Source organism: Streptomyces sp. SAS_272 (assembly GCF_052543235.1).
This window is the reverse complement of the sequence record NZ_JBMNDR010000138.1, coordinates 1-15,349: the sequence shown is the minus strand read 5'-3', so window position 1 is coordinate 15,349 and position 15,349 is coordinate 1. Positions and strand designations below refer to the sequence as shown.

Here is a 15,349-nt window from a genome sequence, read left to right as displayed (position 1 = left end):
GCGGCCCCCGCCCCCGGGCGCGGGGGCCGCCGCACCGGCGCCGGACGCCCTCTCCGCACCTCCCCCGTCCCCCATCCCCCATCCCCCGTCACCCGTCACCCGTCACCCGTCACCCGCACGGAAGGTCCTGCCTCATGTCCGATGTCCCCGGCGCGCCGAACGACGACCCCGTCGAGATCGCCTTCTTCGACGTCGACGAGACGCTGATCACCGTCAAGAGCATGTTCCGCTTCCTCGATTTCCACTATCGCGAGCGCGGGCTGCCGCCGTCCGCCTACGAGGAAGCGGCGGGCACACTGCGGCGCAGGTCGGCGGCGGGCGTCTCACGACTGGTCACCAACCGCGAGTACTACCGCCTGTTCGCGGACCGGCCGCGCGAGGAGCTGTTCGCGCACGGCCGCGCCTGGTTCGAGGCGGAGCTGGCCGGCGGCGCGCTGCTGCACCCGCCGGCGGTGTCCGCCCTGCGCCGGCACCGGGCGCAGGGGGCGCTGATCGCACTCGTGTCGGGTTCGTTCCGGCCCTGTCTGGAGCCGGTCGCGGAGTTGCTCGGCGCCGACGAGATCCTGTGCAGCGAGCCGGACTACGTCGGCGGATACTGCACCGGGCTGGTGGAACGCCCGGTCATCGGCGTCGAGAAGGGGCGGCTGGCGCGCGCGCTGATGCGGCGGCGCGCGGTGTCCCCCTCGCACGCCGCCGCTTACGGCGATCACGCCTCCGACCTCGACCTCCTGCGCTCCGTGGGGCGCCCCGTCGCCGTCGGCGACGACATGGTGCTCGGCGCCCATGTCGCCCGGGTGGGCGGGGACACGCTGCCGGGGGTGGGGCGGGACGCGAACGTCAGCCGACCGGCTCCTTGGCGACCGACACCAGCGCCGTGAAGCACAGCTCGCCTTCCTGATGCATCGTCACCAGAAAGCGGGCGCGGCCGAGTTGGTCGTCCGGCAGATGACGGGCTTCCACCCAGCAGGGGGAGTCGAGCTCGACGTAACGGTGGAAGACGGTCTCCATCGCCTCGGCGAGGCCGACCCTGGGGTGCCGCACGGTGCGCACGGCCTGCTTGGCCGCCTCCAGCAGCAGGATGCCCGGGGCGTGGTCGGCGGGGTGGTCGAAGTACATCGGGTGATGGGTGTCGATCCGCAGCTGCCAGCGGTCCGTCGCGTCGGTGGGTGAGAGCACCACGTCCCGGAACTCCTCGCCGGCGCCGGAGACCGGCGGCGGCAGCGGGCGGCTGCGGGCCAGCTCCAGCATGCGATGGGCGTCGCCGTGGGAGCCGCGCAGCCGCTCGTAGATGGCGGGCGGCTGGATGGTGAACCGGGTGTGGGCGGTGGCCAGCTGCTCGCCGTCGCGCAGCACGGTGACGTCCAGGGACAGGGCCGAGACCCGGCCGCGGCGGCGGACCACGTCGTGGCAGCGGATGTGCAGGTCGGGCCGGCCGCCGACGCCCTCCTCGCGCAGTGTCCCGAGGTTCAGCGTGTAGCGGTACTCGCTCCACAGCAGACGGTGGTCGAACGGGACGTCGTAACCGGCGTGGGACAGCAGCGGAAAGGTCTGCCGAATCGTTTCTGTGAGCAGTACGGCGCTGCCCTCCCCCCGGTCGCCTGCGGCCACGAGCCGGCCCGCGTCCGTCCAGTCCGCCGCTACCAGGAACTCGTCCTCCGCCAGGCGCTTCAGACCCGAGAGCAGCACCTGGCCGCCGTCGTGCTTGTGGACGAGATCCTTCGCGACCCGGACCGTTCTCGACACCGCGGCAGCCGTCACCGTCTCGTTCATGTGGAACCCCCCTGTTGTCCAGCGTCGACATGCGCTGCCCCCGCACGGTGGCGGAGGCGCGCCACGGCCAGTAACATAGAGGACGTTCTTTTTCTTGTCGAGACCGGGATGACGCCAATGGCACGAGCGAACACGAATCGCGCGCCCAAACAGGAGCGCGCGATTCACACCCGAGAACAGCTGCTGCGGGCGGCCGCCGAGGTCTTCGACGAGTACGGCTACGCCGGCGCCGGGATCAACAAGATCCTGCAGCGCGCAGGGGTGACCGCGGGGGCCCTGTACTTCCACTTCAAGGACAAGCAGAACCTCGCGATGGAGGTGATGAACGCCCAGCGCGGCACGATCGAGCCGCATGTGCCCACGACGGGCCTGCAGCGCCTGGTGGACATCACCCTCATCTGGTCGCACTCGCTGCAGGCCGACCCGATGCTGCGCGCCGGCGTCCGGCTCACCGGCGAGCAGGCCGCCTTCGGCCTGCAGGACGCCACGCCGTACGCGGTCTGGGCCCGCAGCTTCGAGGAGTGCCTCGAAGCGGCGCGCGCCCAGGGCGAGTTGCGCGAGCACGTGCGCACCGACGAGCTGGCCGAGTTCGTCGTCGGCGCGTGCACCGGCATGCAGGAGTACGCGCAGGTCGTCTCCAGGCGGGCCGACCTGCCGCGCCGCACGGCGAACATGTGGCGTCTGCTGCTGCCCGGCATCGCCACCGACTCGGCTCTCGTCGGGATCGAGAACAGCGAGGAGCGCGCTCAGTCCCTGTGGACGTCCGTGAGCGCGCCCGCCCAAGGGGAGGGAACCGCATCATGACCGACCGACCGCACCGCCCGCACCGTCTGCGCCGTCTGCGACTCGCCGCCGTCAACATCGACGGCGTGCTGCTCGCCGACACCTTCAGCCCGCTCATCCACCGGTTCGTCACCCGCCGCGGCGGCGTGTACTCGGCCGACGTCGAGCGCAGCGTCTTCTCCCAGCGGCAGGCCGACGCCGGCCGCGCCATGGCGGCGGCGGTGCCGCAGCCGATGACCGGCGAGGAGGCCCTGGCCGCCTACTTCGAGGAACGCGCCGCCCATCTCGCCGAGCACCCCGTGGAGGTCACCGAGGGAGCCGAGGCACTCCTGCGGCGGCTGCGCGCCGCCGGGCTCGACGTGGTCTGCTACGGCGGCCTGGCCAAGACCCACTTCGACGAGCATCTCGGGGCGTACGCCGCCCTGTTCGCCCCTCCCCGCTACGTCTGCACCAACGACGTGCGCCCCGGGCTGCGGGAGATCACCGCCCACTTCGGGCTGGAGCACGGCCAGGTGCTGTTCATCGACGACGTGGCCCGGGTCGCCGAGGCGGCGAGAGAGCTCGGGGCGCCGTTCATCGGCCGGCCCACCCGGTTCGAGCACAGCCACCAGGCGGAGCTGATGCGACAGGCCGGGGTGCGCCATCTCGTGGACGGACTCGAAGAGATCGACGAGGCGCTGCTGCGCACCGTGGACGAGGAGGCGGCCGCCGGCACGCCGTGGCCGACCGGGACCGGCGAACGGGTGCCGACGGCACGCTAGGGCGTGTTCCGGAAGCGCTCACCGGTGCGCGCAGCCCTTTCCGGTCGCGGCTCCGGCGCCCCGCCCGTGAACTCCCGCCCGGCCGACGCCTGTTCGCCTCCCGGGCCGTCCGGACGCCGCGGAGCCGCGAGGCCGCGGAGCCGGACGGCCCGTCGGGTCGCACCGACCGGGGTGCGGCGTCTCAGACGGCCAGCGTGCCGCCGTCCACCGGGACGGTCGCGCCGGTCACGAACGACGCCGCGTCGCTGCACAGCCACAGCGCCGCCTGCGCCACCTCGACGGGGGCGGCGAACCGCTTCTGGACGGCGCGCGCGAAGAACGTCTCCTCCACGCCGGGCATCTGCGCGATGGCCGATTCCATCATCTCGGTGAGCGTGCTGCCCACGGCCAGGGCGTTGACCCGGATGCCCCGGTCCCCGTACGAGGCCGCCGCGGCCTTGGTCAGGCCGATCACCGCGTGTTTGGCGGCCACGTAGGGCGCGCCCACGCCGGTGGCGATGAGGCCGGCCACGCTCGCGGTGTTCACTATCGCGCCGCCGCCGGTGGCGAGCATGGCGCGGATCTGGTGGCGCATGCAGTTCCAGACGCCTCGGACGTTGACGTCCATGACGGCGTCGTAGTCGTCGTCCGACATCTCGTGCAGTTCGGTGCCGAGCGTGCCGTAGCCGGCGTTGTTGAAGGCGGCGTCCAGGCGGCCGAAGCGCCGCACCGCGGTCTCCACGACCCGTTCGACGTCCTCGCCACTGCGGATGTCGCCGGGTACGTACGCCGCCCGGCCCCCTTTGGCCTCGATCTCCTCGGCCACCGAGGCGAGTTGTTCCCGGCGGCGGGCCGTGAGCACGACGGCCGCGCCGTGCTCGGCGAAGAGCCGGGCCGCGGCGGCGCCGATGCCCGACGACGCTCCGGTGATCATGACGACCCGGTCGTTCATCACGTACGGTTGTTCGATCATGGCACTCAGTCAAACAGGTGCCCGGCGGACCGTCAGCCGGATCGTGCAGCCCTTACCGGCCAACCTGCCAAGAACGTTCCGAGCTGCTGCTTTTCCCGATCTCTTGGTAATTCCTTGACCTATGGTGGTCTCGTCGCGGGCCGGCCGCGACGCACGGGGGCGGGAGGAGGTGCGCACACAGGTGGCGAGACAGGAGAGGGCCGAGCAGACCCGGCAGCGGATCGTCAGGGCCGCGTCCGCCGAATTCGCCGAGCACGGCTACGACGGCACCTCCCTGCACCGGATCGTCAGATCTGCCGGTGTCACGATGGGCGCGCTGACCTTCCACTTCCCCAGCAAGTCGGCGCTGGCGGACGCCGTTCAGGAGGCCGGCACGACCGCCACCCGCGAGGTGATGCTGGGCACCGCCGCCGCGCCGGGACTGCGGGGCGTGCTCGACGAGGTGCTGACGCTGGCCGACGCGCTGCGCGGCACACCGAGCATCCGCGCGGCCGCCAGGCTCACCCGTGAAGGGCACGCCGGCGGTCAGGGCTGGTACGCGTCGTGGGTTCCCGGCCTGCGCGAGGCGCTGGAACGGGCCTGGCACGAGGAGCGCCTGGAGGGCGGGCTGACCCCCGCGGCGACCGCGTCCCTGCTCTCCCACATCCTGCTCGGCGTGGAAGCCGCGGCCACCACCCCGGACGCGCTGCGCGCGGTCGCCGGCGACGGCCCCGGGGAAGGCCTGGCGCAGGCCCTGACGGCACTGGGGGCCCTGCTCGCCCCCTCGGCGGCCGCCGGCCCGGTCAAGGACTGACCCCTGCCCCGGGCCCGACGGAAAACCTGGCTCCGATCCGACTCCCTTGACTGAATGCGCCGTTCCGCACACGGGCCGTATCACGTAGGCCCGGCACGCATCGCGCCCCGGACGTCCCGCACGGAATTTTCCGCGCCCGGCCCGCCGCCCGGCGCCCCGCTCCAGCCGCAGCTCAGAGCCCCTGAGCGCGCCGCCGCACGCTCCCGCACGGCTCGCCGTATCGAACTACAGCCTGGAAACATAGAGAATGTTCTGTATATTTGCGGCTGCCGGGAGAGAGGAGTCCGTCCATGCATCCGGCCACCGAGCGCGTTCCGCCGCCGGCCCAGCGGCTCTTCGCCCATCTGCCGCGGGCCGACCAACGGCGGTGGGCCGGCGTCTACTTGAAGGGGCTGCTGACCACCCAGGGCAAGAAGTCCCTGCGGCGCATAGCGGCCTCGGTGACGCCGTCCCCGACGGCGCCCCAGTCACTGCAGCAGTTCGTCAACGACAGCGTCTGGCCGTGGCGGCCGGTCCGCGCCGAACTCGCCCGCTGGGTCGCCGAGCACACCGCCCCGCACGCCTGGACGCTCTCCCCCGTCGTCATCCCCAAGCGGGGCGCACTGGCCGCCGGCGTCCACCGGCGCTTCGTCCCCGCCGTCGGACGCACCGTCAACTGCCAGCTCGCCGTGGGCGCGTTCCTCTCCGGCGACCTCGGCGACCTCTCCGTGGACTGGCGGCTGTACCTGCCCCGGCGCTGGACCGAGGACGCCGCGCTGCGGCACCAGGCCCGCATCCCCGAGGTCACCGGCCACGCCACCGCGACCGAGCTGTGCCTCGCCCTCGCCGACCGGCTGGCGCGGACCACGCCCGAGATGCCGCCGGTCGTCGTCCACACGGACGGACACATCGACGCCGCGGCCGTGATCGAGGGGCTCGACGCCCGCGGCCTGGACTGGATCGTCGCCGTCCCCGGCGCCCTGCCCCTGTCGCCGGCCCCGGTCACCGATCCGAACCCGCACCCGCACCCGCACCCGCACCCGCACCCGGCCGACACGATCCCACCGCTCACGGTCCCGGAGCCGGCGAACGACCTGCTGCGGCGGCACGCCCGGCCCTCCGTCGCCACCCCCCTCGCCCCCGGGCGGCCCCGGTTCGGCGCCCTGCGGGTGCTCCTGCCCGCGCACCACCGGCCGGCCCTGCTGGTCGGCGTCTGGACCACCCCCCGCCCACAGCCCGACCGGGTCTGGCTGACCAACCTGCCCCCGGCATGGCACACCCGGGCCCTCGCGGTCATCGGCTCCGCCACGGCCGCACGGGTCGGGGTCGCCGAGGCGGAGCTGGGCCTGCACGACTTCGCGGGCCGGTCCTACCCCGGCTGGCACCGCCACGCGACGCTCGTCTCCGTCGCCTCGGCCCATCGCAGGCTCGGGCACGAGGTGTGCCTCGTCCCGGGCGGTGGCTGACCGCGGTACGCCGAGGCGCCCCACCGCCCGCCGGGACGCCGCCCACCTGCGCACCCCGGGCCACGACCGCCGGCCGACGCCCTTCCCCCCACACAGCACCACGGGAACCCCGCAGCGACGCGGAGTTCCTGCCGACCCGTTCGCCCGCACAGCGCTCGCCCGCGCCGGGCGGTGACACCCAACCTTGAGGAGGGGCTGTGGAGTTCCGTGTCCTCGGACCGATCGACATCCGCGAGCAGGGGCGTGACGTCACCCCCAGCGCGCCCAAGCAACGGCAGGTGCTCGCCCTGCTCATGGCGAAGGCCAACCACCGGGTCTCCGTGCCGGCGCTGCTGAGCGAGGTGTGGGACGGCGAGCCGCCCCGCACCGCCACCACCGCCCTGCAGACGTACATCGGGGCGATACGCAAGGCGCTGGCCGCCGGCTCCGGCGCCGACGCCCGTGAGATCGCCGACCACCGGCTGGTCACCGACGGCAACGGCTATGTGCTGCGGCTGAGGCCCGACGAATGGGACCGGCCCCGTTTCGAGCGGCTGGTTCTGGAGGCCCGGGGCCTGCTGGACAAGCGCGAGGCGCACGCCGCGGCCGAGATGCTCGGCGAGGCCCTGGCGGTGTGGCGCGGGGCGCCCTTCGGGAACGTCCGGCTCGGCAGCCGGCTCACCGTGCAGGCCCGGGTGCTGAACGAGGCGCACCTCGCCGCCTGCGAGGCCCGCATCGACGCGCTGCTGCTGTGCCGGCGCTTCCAGGAGGCCGTCGGGGAGGCCGTCGCCCTGGTCGACGAACACCCGTACCACGAGAACCTGCACACCCAGCTGATGCGGGCGCTCTACGCCTCGGGCCGGCGCGCCGCCGCGCTGGAGGTCTACCAGTCCCTGCACCGCCGGATGACCGACGACCTCGGCATTCCCCCCTCGCCCACCACCACCACGCTCCACCACGTGATGCTCCAGGACAGCCCGGACCAGCGCTATCTCACCGCCGCCGGCGCGGGCAGCCTGCAGTGACCCCCGGCAGCCGCGCACCCGGCCGGTGACCGGCCTGGACGCCGCCCGTCCTCCCGGCAGCCGCGCACCCGGCCGACAGCCGGCCGGGAAGCCGCCCGTCCTCCCGGTCGCCGCGCACTCGACCGATGCCTCAGACGCCCGGCTCCCCGTCCGTCCACAGGCTCTCCACGGCCCGCGAGGGGCCGCCCACCGCGCGGACCCGCTCCATCGCCACCTGGACGAAGGCCCTTAGCCGCGCCGTCTCGTGGCCGGTGGGCCAGACGAAGGCGTAGTCGATGTCCGGGGCGTCCGAGAACGGCCTGAAGACCAGGCCGGGACGGCTGTAGTAGTGCGCGCCCGCCGCCGCCACCGGCGTCACGCCCTTGCCCGCGAGGACCAGGGAGAGCGCGTCCTCCCAGTGCGTCATGGCCTGCCCGTGCGGGATGGGCCGCCCCGACGGCGTCTGCCGCGGGAAGTGGTGGTCCAGCCAGTGCGTCGGCACGTTCCCGGCGACCGTCAGCAGCGTCGCCTCCGCCAGATCCTCCACGCTCACCGACGCCCGCCGCGTGAACGGGTGCCCGGACGACATCAGCAGCACCCTCGGCTGCGACACCAGCACCGGACCCAGCGTCAGATCCGGCTCGGCCAGCGGGGGTTCGGTGACCTGGAGCTCGACGCCCCCGGTGCGCAGCGGACCGTACGGGTCCGAGATCTGCACCTGCCGGATCTGCACGTCCACACCCGGGTACCGGCGGCCGAACCCCTCGGCGATGCTGTGCAGCAGATGGCCCGTGAACGCGCCGGAGAACCCGATCCGCAGCGATCCGGTGATGCCCCGCCCGGCCGCCATGGCCCGGGCGACCGCCTCCTCGACTCCCCGCCACGCGGGCGCGAGATCGCCCTCGAGCTGCTCCCCGATGGGCGTGAGGACGACCTGACGGCTGGTGCGGTCGAACAGCTTGGCGCCGATCCGGCGCTCCAGCCGGGCGATGGTCTGGCTGACCCGGCTCTGCGAGACGCCCACCCGCTCGGCGGTCCTCCCGAAGTGCAGTTCCTCCGCGAGGGTCAGGAAAATCTCGATCTCCTGGCGTTCCATGACCGGTTCCCCCGCACCCCCTCACTCCTGCGACCTCGAACGATGAGCCCAGCGAATCGATCGTTGCACAGATCGTCCTTGTTGCGCAGGTCCGCCGATTCGAAGCTGGAACGGCCAGCGAGACACCAGGAAGGACCCCTCATGGCCGTCACCGAATCCTCACCCCCCGTCCACTCCGCCCAGGAGGCCGCCGCGCCGCCCGAGCCCGCCGCCGGCGGCGCCGTCTTCGGCACGCACGAGTGGCTGGTGCTGATCACCCTGTGCTGCGCCACCTTCATGTGCGGCCTGGACTTCTCCATCGTCACCGTCGCCCTGCCCGACATCGGCACCGCCCTCGGCTTCTCCTCCGCGGGCACCCTGGGTTGGGTGGCCACCGCAAGCCTGCTGCCGTCGGCGAGCCTGCTGCCGCTGTTCGCCCGGGTCGCCGACCTGATCGGCCGCAAGCGGCTGTTCACGCTCGGCGTCGCCGTCTTCACCCTGTTCTCCCTCGGCGCCGCCCTCGCGAACAGCCCCGGCATGCTGATCGCCGCCCGCATCGGCCAGGGCACCGCCGCGGCGATGATCGCCCCGTCCGCCATCGCCCTGATGACCGGCTACTTCCAGGAGGGCCCCAAGCGCGCCCGCGCCCTGGGGCTCAACGGCGCCGTCATGTCGCTCGGCTTCGTGTTCGGCGCGCTCGGCGGCGGTGTCATCACCAACGGCTTCAGCTGGCGCTGGACCATGGTCGCGCTGTGCGTGATGGGGGCGCTGGCCCTGGCCGGCGCGCTGGCCCTGCCGGCGATCCACGAGTCCGGCGCGGCCCGCCGGATGGACGTCCCCGGCGCCGTCCTGGCCACGCTCGGCCTGTTCGGCCTGGTCTACGGCATCTCCACCGGCGGCGACGAGGGCTGGACGCAGGCCGCGGCGCTCGGCCCGATCGTCGGCGGCCTGGTGCTGCTGGTCGCGTTCCTGCTGGTCGAGCGGCGCCACCCGGAGCCGCTGGTGCCGCTGTCCGTGCTGAACCGGCCGTCCGTGAAGTGGTCGGGGCTGTTCGGCGTCATCACCTTCGGCATGTGCGCCGGCACGACCGTGCTGCTGAGCCTGTACATGCAGGACGTGCTGGGCTTCACCGCCCTCCAGGCCGGTCTGAGCTACCTCGGCGAGGGCGCCGCCGCCACGCTGGGCGGCATGTACGTCGCCCGCCTTCTCGGCCGGTTCGGCGGGGTGAAGGTGCTGGCCGCGGGCCTGCTCATCCAGGGCGTCGGCACGGTGGCGATGTTCGCCCTGCCCCAGGACGTGAACCTGGCCGCCCTGCTCGTCACCTCCTCCGTCATGGGCCTCGGCCACGTCTTCAGCGTCGTCTCCTTCATCACCGTGATGACCACCGGCGTCACCGAGGAGGACCAGGGCGTCGTCGGCGGGCTGTCGCAGCTGCCGCAGTACGTGGCCGCGATCGGCGTCTCGGGGCTCAGCGCGATCGCCGCCGCCCGCACCAACGCCCTCTCGTCGGGCGCCGTCCCGTCCCGCGCCGACATCCTGGGCGGTCTGCACGCGGGCATGGTCACCGCCGGTGTCGTCGCCCTCGCCGGCGCCCTGCTCGTCGGCGTCGTACTGCGCAAGCGGACCACGGTCTAGGCCCTCCCGTGTCCGGCACACGGCACCGCCCGCCGGAACCGTCCGCGCACCCGGCGCGGCCGTCCCCCGCCCCACGGCGGACGGCCGCGCCGCCTGCGTATCCGCCCTGCCCGCCCGCCCGACCCGCCCCCGTCCGAGCCCCCGTGTCCGAGCCGCCCCCGTGTCCGAGGCGCGCCCGTGTCCGAGCCGCGCCGGGCGCCATCGCCGCCCGCGAGGAGATCCTCCGTGAACGACAGCCGACTGCGCAGGCCCTCCGCCCTGCGCACCCTGCGCGTGGGGGAGATGAAGGTCAGTTACGTGCCCGACGGGGCGATGCTGCTGAAGCCGGCCGGCATTCCGCCCGTGGCCGTCGACCGGCACTGGAGCAGGTACGGCGCCTATCTCAACGACACGCGGCGCCTCGTCGCCAACACCGGCGGCCTGCTCGTCGAGCACGGCGCCCGGGCCCTGCTGATCGACGCCGGGTTCGGACCGCGCGCGGTACCGGAGGACCCCGCACACCCCGACCGGGGCGCGGTGCACGGCGGGTCGCTGCCCGGCAACCTGGCCCTGCTCGGCCGGTCGCCCGACGACATCGACACGGTGGCCTTCACCCATCTGCACCCCGACCACGTCGGCTGGGCCTGCGTCGACCCGCCGCTGTTCACCAGGGCGGCCTTCGTGATCCCCAAGGGCGAGTGGGACCATCGCGACCCCGCGCTCACCGCCCTCGAACCCCGGACGAGGCCGGCGGTCCCCGGCGAGGAGATCTTCCCCGGGGTCCACGCCCTGGCCCTGCCCGGCCACACCGCCGGGCACACCGGCTTCGTCATCGCCTCGCACGGCGTCCGCCTGCTCGCCTTCGGCGACGCCCTGCTCTCCTCGCTCCAGATCCGGCACCCCGAGTGGTCCGCGGTCACCGACGCCGACCCCGCGGGGTCCGAGCGCCGCCGCCGCGACCTGATCGCCGAACTCCTGCGCCCGGACACCCTCGGCTTCGGCATCCACTTCGCGGACGTGGTCTTCGGCCGGGTACGGCCGCACGACGACGGCGAAGGCGACAACGCGATCTGGCACCCGCTGTGACCTCAGGGCCCCGGCCCCGGGCGCCGGGCGCCGGCTGCGGACGCGGCGCGGCGACCAGCGGCCCGAGGCCGGCGGCCCGAGGCCCGAGGCCGGGACTACAGCGGTTTCACCGCGGAGGCGTGCTGCTGTGGTTCCGCCTGGCGGGGCAGCACCGGCTTCGGCTCCCACGCCGTGGTGGTCCGCAGATAGACGTAGACGACGGAGCCCGTCGCGAGGACGAGGAGCGGTCCGTAGAACCACGGATGCCCGGCCATCTCCAGCGGCAGACAGCGGTACGACAGCAGGAGCGCGACGAAGACCGTCGTGCCGTACGCGACCAGCCGGACGCCCGACTGCGCCCAGCCGCGGTCGTACGTGCGCAGGGCTCCCTCGATCGTGAGCGTGAACACCACGCCGGCGAGGATGTCCACGCCGTAGTGGAAGCCGAATCCCAGCGTCGCGGCGAGTGTGGCGACCAGCCAGAACGCACCGGCGTAGCGCAGCGTCCGCGGGCCCCTGCGGGTGTGGATGAAGATCGCGGTGGCCCATGCCGTGTGCAGGCTGGGCATGCAGTTGCGCGGGGTGACCCCGTCGAACGGCATCGGGTGCGGGGGGCTGATCGGCGGCGGCGTCGTCGGCCACAGATCGGCCACCGCCCACTGCACGCTGGAGTGCGACTCCTGCCAGAGGCTGACCGCGGTCCAGTGCTCGGTGCCGTCGCCGAACGCGAAGACCGGTCCGACCACCGGGAAGATCATGTAGATGCCGGGGCCGAGGAGCCCGATCGCCAGGAACGTGCGCACCAGATGGTGGCGCGGAAAGCGGCGTTCGGCCGCGACGTTGCGGAACTGGTACAGCGCGACGAGGACCGCGGCCACCGGCAGCTGCCCGTAGACGAAGTCGAGGACGTTGAAGCCGATCGCGCCGGTGGCCGTGACGGCGCGGCCCACGAGCCACGACGGGTTGCCCAGCGCGTGATCGGCGATCGCCACGTACTGGTCGAGCACCATCGGGCGCGTCGCGGAGGTGATGAGCAGCCAGGTGTCCCCGGTCTTGCGGCCGGCCATCAGCAGCAGGGCCAGCCCGGCGCCCTTCAGCAGCAGGGCGCGGTCACGGCCGGTGCGGCGGGTGAGCGCGACGACCGCACAGCCGAGGGTCACCCACAGCGCCCCGTTGCCGAAGGGGTGGCCCTCCGTCACCTTGATGTCGGCCGCCCACCGGACCAGCAGGAAGCCGAGGTCGATGCCGATCGCGGCGCCGACCGCGATGAACCGTTGCCGCCAGTCCACCACCACCAGCATCAACGCCATGCTGGCGTACAGCAGACCACCCGATTTGGGCGGGAATATCACCTCGCGCGCCTGGCTCGTGATCGGGCCCGGCAGACCGTAATGACGCGCGACGATCTCCAGCATGACGAAGAGCCCGAGCGCCGCCACGCCGGCCGCCGCCCACAGGACGGCCTTCGGACCCTTTATTCGCGAGAACACCCGTGTTGACATAGGTATCAATTGTCTGACCAGTGTGTGAGATGCGGGCTGAACAGGTACTTTTTCGCGCTGGACGGGGTGCCCTTCCGGTAGGGGACGGACAAGGAGGGGCGTTCCTCGCGAGTTCGAACATGTTATCGGAGCGGTGCACGGACTTCGCCAGAACGTGTTTCGGTCGTCATTTCGGTCGCGACACCGCCTCGTCACCGAGGCCCGACGGCGGTCCCGCACGCGGTGTCGGTCCCCTCCCCACCCCCCTTGCCCGCGGCCACGACGGCAAGGTCGTCCGCCTCCCGGGCTCCGTCCCTTACGCGGACGGGTCCGCACGGTCCAGTCGCCGCCGACCCGGATGATCCCGCGACCTCTCCGGCGGGCTCCGACGGACTCCGGCGGGCCCTGGCGGGCCCCGACCGGACTGCGACGGCTGCGGGGAGGCCCCTGAAGCGGTCCCCGCAACGACCACCGCCGGTCCGGCAACGTCACGGCCCCGGCGAGCAATATCTGTTTTCGCGAAATGAGAAATGGACGCAGCGCCCGAGGAACATTTCTGGGGCCGCGAACGGCTCGAAGTTATTCGCCGCACAGGGCCGATCACGACGTGCTACTGTCGTTGTCAGTTGCAGGTGTGGTTGCCAGAAGGTTTTTCCGACGGCTGATCATCACGGCGACACGGAATCCGCACAGGGCGTATTCCTGACACCGTCTCCGAAGGAGAAACACAATGGCTACTGGCACCGTGAAGTGGTTCAACGCCGAAAAGGGCTTCGGCTTCATCGAGCAGGACGGCGGCGGCGCCGACGTCTTCGCCCACTACTCCAACATCTCTGCCCAGGGCTTCCGTGAGCTGCTCGAGGGCCAGAAGGTGTCGTTCGACATCGCCCAGGGCCAGAAGGGCCCGACGGCCGAGAACATCGTCATCGCCTGACACCGGCACAGACGCGTTCTTTGCAGCTGGGGCCCGCACCTAGGGGTGCGGGCCCCGGCTCGTTTTGTTTTCCAGGGCCATTCCGCCCTGTCATCACCGGCTCGTTCTCGCGATTTTCAGCGCCGTTCACTTTGCTGCGGAAATCCCTTGATACGTGCCCGCATCGAGGAGATCCCGCATGAATCGCGACCGCACGAACCGCGCCTACGGCCGCTCCGGAGGAGGCGCCGCCACCGGCCGTTCCGGTGTTTCGCGCCGCTCTCACGGCTACGGAAACCGGCAGGCCGCGCCGGCCGAGTTCGCGCCGCCGAAGACGATCACGCCCGCGTTGCCGGCCGTCGAGTCGTTCGCCGAACTCGACATGCCGAAGCCGTTGCTGGCCGCGCTCGGTCAGGAAGGCGTCACCACGCCGTTCCCGATCCAGGGCGCGACGCTGCCGAACTCGCTGGCCGGCCGGGACGTCCTGGGCCGTGGCCGCACCGGCTCCGGAAAGACCCTCGCCTTCGGCCTCGCCCTGCTCGCCCGCACCGCAGGACAGCGGGCCGAACCCCGCCGGCCGCTGGCCCTCGTCCTCGTCCCCACCCGGGAACTGGCCCAGCAGGTCACCGACGCCCTCACCCCCTACGCCCGCGCCCTGCGCCTGCGCATCGCCACCGTCGTCGGCGGAATGCCGATCGGCCGGCAGGCGAGCGCCCTGCGCGGCGGCGCCGAAGTCGTCGTCGCCACGCCCGGACGCCTCAAGGACCTCATCGACCGGGACGACTGCCGCCTGGACCAGGTCGCCGTCACCGTCCTCGACGAGGCCGACCAGATGACGGACATGGGCTTCATGCCGCAGGTCACCGCCCTGCTCGACCAGGTCGCTCCGGGCGGGCAGCGGATGCTGTTCTCGGCCACCCTGGACCGCAACGTCGACCTGCTGGTCCGCCGCTACCTGACCGACCCCGTCGTCCACTCCGTCGACCCGTCGGCCGGCGCCGTGACCACGATGGAGCACCACGTGCTGCACGTCCACGACGCGGACAAGCACGCCACGACGACCGAGATCGCGGCGCGGGACGGCAAGGTGATCATGTTCCTGGACACCAAGCACGCGGTGGACCGGCTGACCGACCACCTGCTCGGCAGCGGCGTCCGCGCCGCCGCCCTGCACGGCGGCAGGTCCCAGTCGCAGCGCAACCGGACGCTGGCCCAGTTCAAGGACGGTCACGTGACGGTCCTGGTCGCGACGAACGTCGCCGCCCGCGGCATCCACGTCGACAACCTCGACCTCGTCGTCAACGTCGACCCGCCCGCCGACCACAAGGACTACCTCCACCGCGGCGGCCGCACCGCCCGGGCCGGCGAGTCCGGCACCGTCGTCACCCTCGTCCTGCCCCACCAGCGCCGCGGCATGACCCGCCTGATGGCCGACGCCGGCATCCGCGCGCGCGTCACCCAGGTCCGGTCGGGCGAGGCGGAGCTGAGCCGGATCACCGGGGCGCAGACGCCGTCCGGGGTGCCGGTCGTCATCACCGCGCCGGCCGTGGAACGTCCCCGCCGCGCGTCGTCGCCGTCCCGGGGCCGCCGGGGCCGCGCCGGCCAGGGCCGGCCGGTCGTCGCAGCGGTGCGCCGCCGGACGCCGCGTCGGCCCGACCTCGACTCGGCCGCCTGAGACCTGTCCCACGCCGGGGCCCGGGGAGGCAGTGCTCTC

The 15,349-nt window shown here is 72.9% G+C and carries 14 protein-coding genes; 10 read left to right on the top strand and 4 right to left on the bottom strand.

Going from position 1 to position 15,349, the window contains the following annotated elements; all coding sequences use genetic code 11:
* Positions 1-134: 134 nt before the first annotated feature.
* On the top strand, positions 135-878 hold the full coding sequence (locus tag ACN6LD_RS40115) for an HAD family hydrolase (RefSeq protein ID WP_319197491.1): 744 nt from the start codon (positions 135-137) through the stop codon (positions 876-878).
* On the opposite strand, the gene ACN6LD_RS40110 is transcribed toward ACN6LD_RS40115, so the two are convergent.
* Entirely contained in the window at positions 838-1,770 is a 933-nt protein-coding gene (locus ACN6LD_RS40110; RefSeq protein ID WP_319197492.1) for a ScbA/BarX family gamma-butyrolactone biosynthesis protein, read from the bottom strand. The two genes, ACN6LD_RS40115 and ACN6LD_RS40110, sit on opposite strands and share 41 nt — an antisense overlap.
* A 117-nt stretch (positions 1,771-1,887) precedes the next feature.
* On the opposite strand from ACN6LD_RS40110, the gene ACN6LD_RS40105 reads away from it, so the two are divergent.
* Positions 1,888-2,574 (top strand): ScbR family autoregulator-binding transcription factor, encoded by a 687-nt coding sequence (locus tag ACN6LD_RS40105; protein WP_445045737.1) that lies wholly within the window; start codon positions 1,888-1,890, stop codon positions 2,572-2,574.
* Entirely contained in the window at positions 2,571-3,314 is a 744-nt protein-coding gene (locus tag ACN6LD_RS40100; protein WP_445045736.1) for an HAD family phosphatase, read from the top strand. The genes ACN6LD_RS40105 and ACN6LD_RS40100 overlap by 4 nt, the downstream gene beginning before the upstream one ends.
* Positions 3,315-3,495: 181 nt before the next feature.
* Here the strand turns inward: ACN6LD_RS40100 and ACN6LD_RS40095 are convergent, their stop codons facing one another.
* Entirely contained in the window at positions 3,496-4,266 is a 771-nt protein-coding gene (locus ACN6LD_RS40095; protein WP_319197497.1) for an SDR family NAD(P)-dependent oxidoreductase, read from the bottom strand.
* Between the two features lie 181 nt (positions 4,267-4,447).
* On the opposite strand from ACN6LD_RS40095, the gene ACN6LD_RS40090 reads away from it, so the two are divergent.
* From ACN6LD_RS40090 to ACN6LD_RS40080, 3 genes are all read left to right on the top strand, one after another.
* A complete protein-coding gene (locus tag ACN6LD_RS40090; RefSeq protein WP_445045735.1) occupies positions 4,448-5,059 on the top strand; it encodes a TetR family transcriptional regulator in 612 nt (203 codons plus the stop codon).
* A gap of 290 nt (positions 5,060-5,349) precedes the next feature.
* Entirely contained in the window at positions 5,350-6,504 is a 1,155-nt protein-coding gene (locus ACN6LD_RS40085; RefSeq protein ID WP_445045734.1) for an IS701 family transposase, read from the top strand.
* Positions 6,505-6,701: 197 nt separating this feature from the next.
* Positions 6,702-7,508 carry an AfsR/SARP family transcriptional regulator gene (locus tag ACN6LD_RS40080; RefSeq protein ID WP_319198013.1) on the top strand — a complete coding sequence of 269 codons (807 nt, stop codon included), beginning with the start codon at positions 6,702-6,704 and terminating at the stop codon, positions 7,506-7,508.
* Positions 7,509-7,638: 130 nt separating this feature from the next.
* Here the strand turns inward: ACN6LD_RS40080 and ACN6LD_RS40075 are convergent, their stop codons facing one another.
* Positions 7,639-8,583 carry a LysR family transcriptional regulator gene (locus ACN6LD_RS40075; RefSeq protein ID WP_445045733.1) on the bottom strand — a complete coding sequence of 315 codons (945 nt, stop codon included), beginning with the start codon at positions 8,581-8,583 and terminating at the stop codon, positions 7,639-7,641.
* Between the two features lie 141 nt (positions 8,584-8,724).
* On the opposite strand from ACN6LD_RS40075, the gene ACN6LD_RS40070 reads away from it, so the two are divergent.
* Together ACN6LD_RS40070 and ACN6LD_RS40065 are read left to right on the top strand one after the other, a co-directional pair.
* Positions 8,725-10,197: an MFS transporter gene (locus tag ACN6LD_RS40070; RefSeq protein WP_445045732.1), complete on the top strand. Its 1,473-nt coding sequence runs from the start codon at positions 8,725-8,727 to the stop codon at positions 10,195-10,197.
* Positions 10,198-10,422: 225 nt separating this feature from the next.
* The gene (locus ACN6LD_RS40065) at positions 10,423-11,262 is read left to right on the top strand and encodes an MBL fold metallo-hydrolase (RefSeq protein WP_445045731.1); all 840 of its coding nucleotides are present in this window, start codon (positions 10,423-10,425) and stop codon (positions 11,260-11,262) included.
* A 95-nt stretch (positions 11,263-11,357) separates the two neighbouring features.
* Here the strand turns inward: ACN6LD_RS40065 and ACN6LD_RS40060 are convergent, their stop codons facing one another.
* Positions 11,358-12,743, bottom strand: coding sequence for a phosphatase PAP2 family protein (locus tag ACN6LD_RS40060; RefSeq protein ID WP_445045730.1), 1,386 nt, complete (start codon positions 12,741-12,743; stop codon positions 11,358-11,360).
* A gap of 709 nt (positions 12,744-13,452) precedes the next feature.
* On the opposite strand from ACN6LD_RS40060, the gene ACN6LD_RS40055 reads away from it, so the two are divergent.
* Both ACN6LD_RS40055 and ACN6LD_RS40050 read left to right on the top strand, forming a co-directional pair.
* Positions 13,453-13,656, top strand: a complete 204-nt coding sequence (locus ACN6LD_RS40055) for a cold-shock protein (RefSeq protein ID WP_057577987.1) — start codon at positions 13,453-13,455, stop codon at positions 13,654-13,656.
* 178 nt (positions 13,657-13,834) lie between these two features.
* Entirely contained in the window at positions 13,835-15,310 is a 1,476-nt protein-coding gene (locus ACN6LD_RS40050) for a DEAD/DEAH box helicase (protein WP_445045729.1), read from the top strand.
* Positions 15,311-15,349: the final 39 nt, after the last annotated feature.

What these genes read in the sequence shown, in the direction of transcription:
- ACN6LD_RS40115 (WP_319197491.1), top strand. Translation starts at nt 135, where the DNA reads ATGTCCGATGTCCCCGGCGCGCCGAACGACGACCCCGTCGAGATCGCC.
- ACN6LD_RS40110 (WP_319197492.1), bottom strand. Translation starts at nt 1,770, where the DNA reads ATGAACGAGACGGTGACGGCTGCCGCGGTGTCGAGAACGGTCCGGGTC.
- ACN6LD_RS40105 (WP_445045737.1), top strand. Translation starts at nt 1,888, where the DNA reads ATGGCACGAGCGAACACGAATCGCGCGCCCAAACAGGAGCGCGCGATT.
- ACN6LD_RS40100 (WP_445045736.1), top strand. Translation starts at nt 2,571, where the DNA reads ATGACCGACCGACCGCACCGCCCGCACCGTCTGCGCCGTCTGCGACTC.
- ACN6LD_RS40095 (WP_319197497.1), bottom strand. Translation starts at nt 4,266, where the DNA reads ATGATCGAACAACCGTACGTGATGAACGACCGGGTCGTCATGATCACC.
- ACN6LD_RS40085 (WP_445045734.1), top strand. Translation starts at nt 5,350, where the DNA reads ATGCATCCGGCCACCGAGCGCGTTCCGCCGCCGGCCCAGCGGCTCTTC.
- ACN6LD_RS40075 (WP_445045733.1), bottom strand. Translation starts at nt 8,583, where the DNA reads ATGGAACGCCAGGAGATCGAGATTTTCCTGACCCTCGCGGAGGAACTG.
- ACN6LD_RS40070 (WP_445045732.1), top strand. Translation starts at nt 8,725, where the DNA reads ATGGCCGTCACCGAATCCTCACCCCCCGTCCACTCCGCCCAGGAGGCC.
- ACN6LD_RS40060 (WP_445045730.1), bottom strand. Translation starts at nt 12,743, where the DNA reads ATGTCAACACGGGTGTTCTCGCGAATAAAGGGTCCGAAGGCCGTCCTG.
- ACN6LD_RS40055 (WP_057577987.1), top strand. Translation starts at nt 13,453, where the DNA reads ATGGCTACTGGCACCGTGAAGTGGTTCAACGCCGAAAAGGGCTTCGGC.
- ACN6LD_RS40050 (WP_445045729.1), top strand. Translation starts at nt 13,835, where the DNA reads ATGAATCGCGACCGCACGAACCGCGCCTACGGCCGCTCCGGAGGAGGC.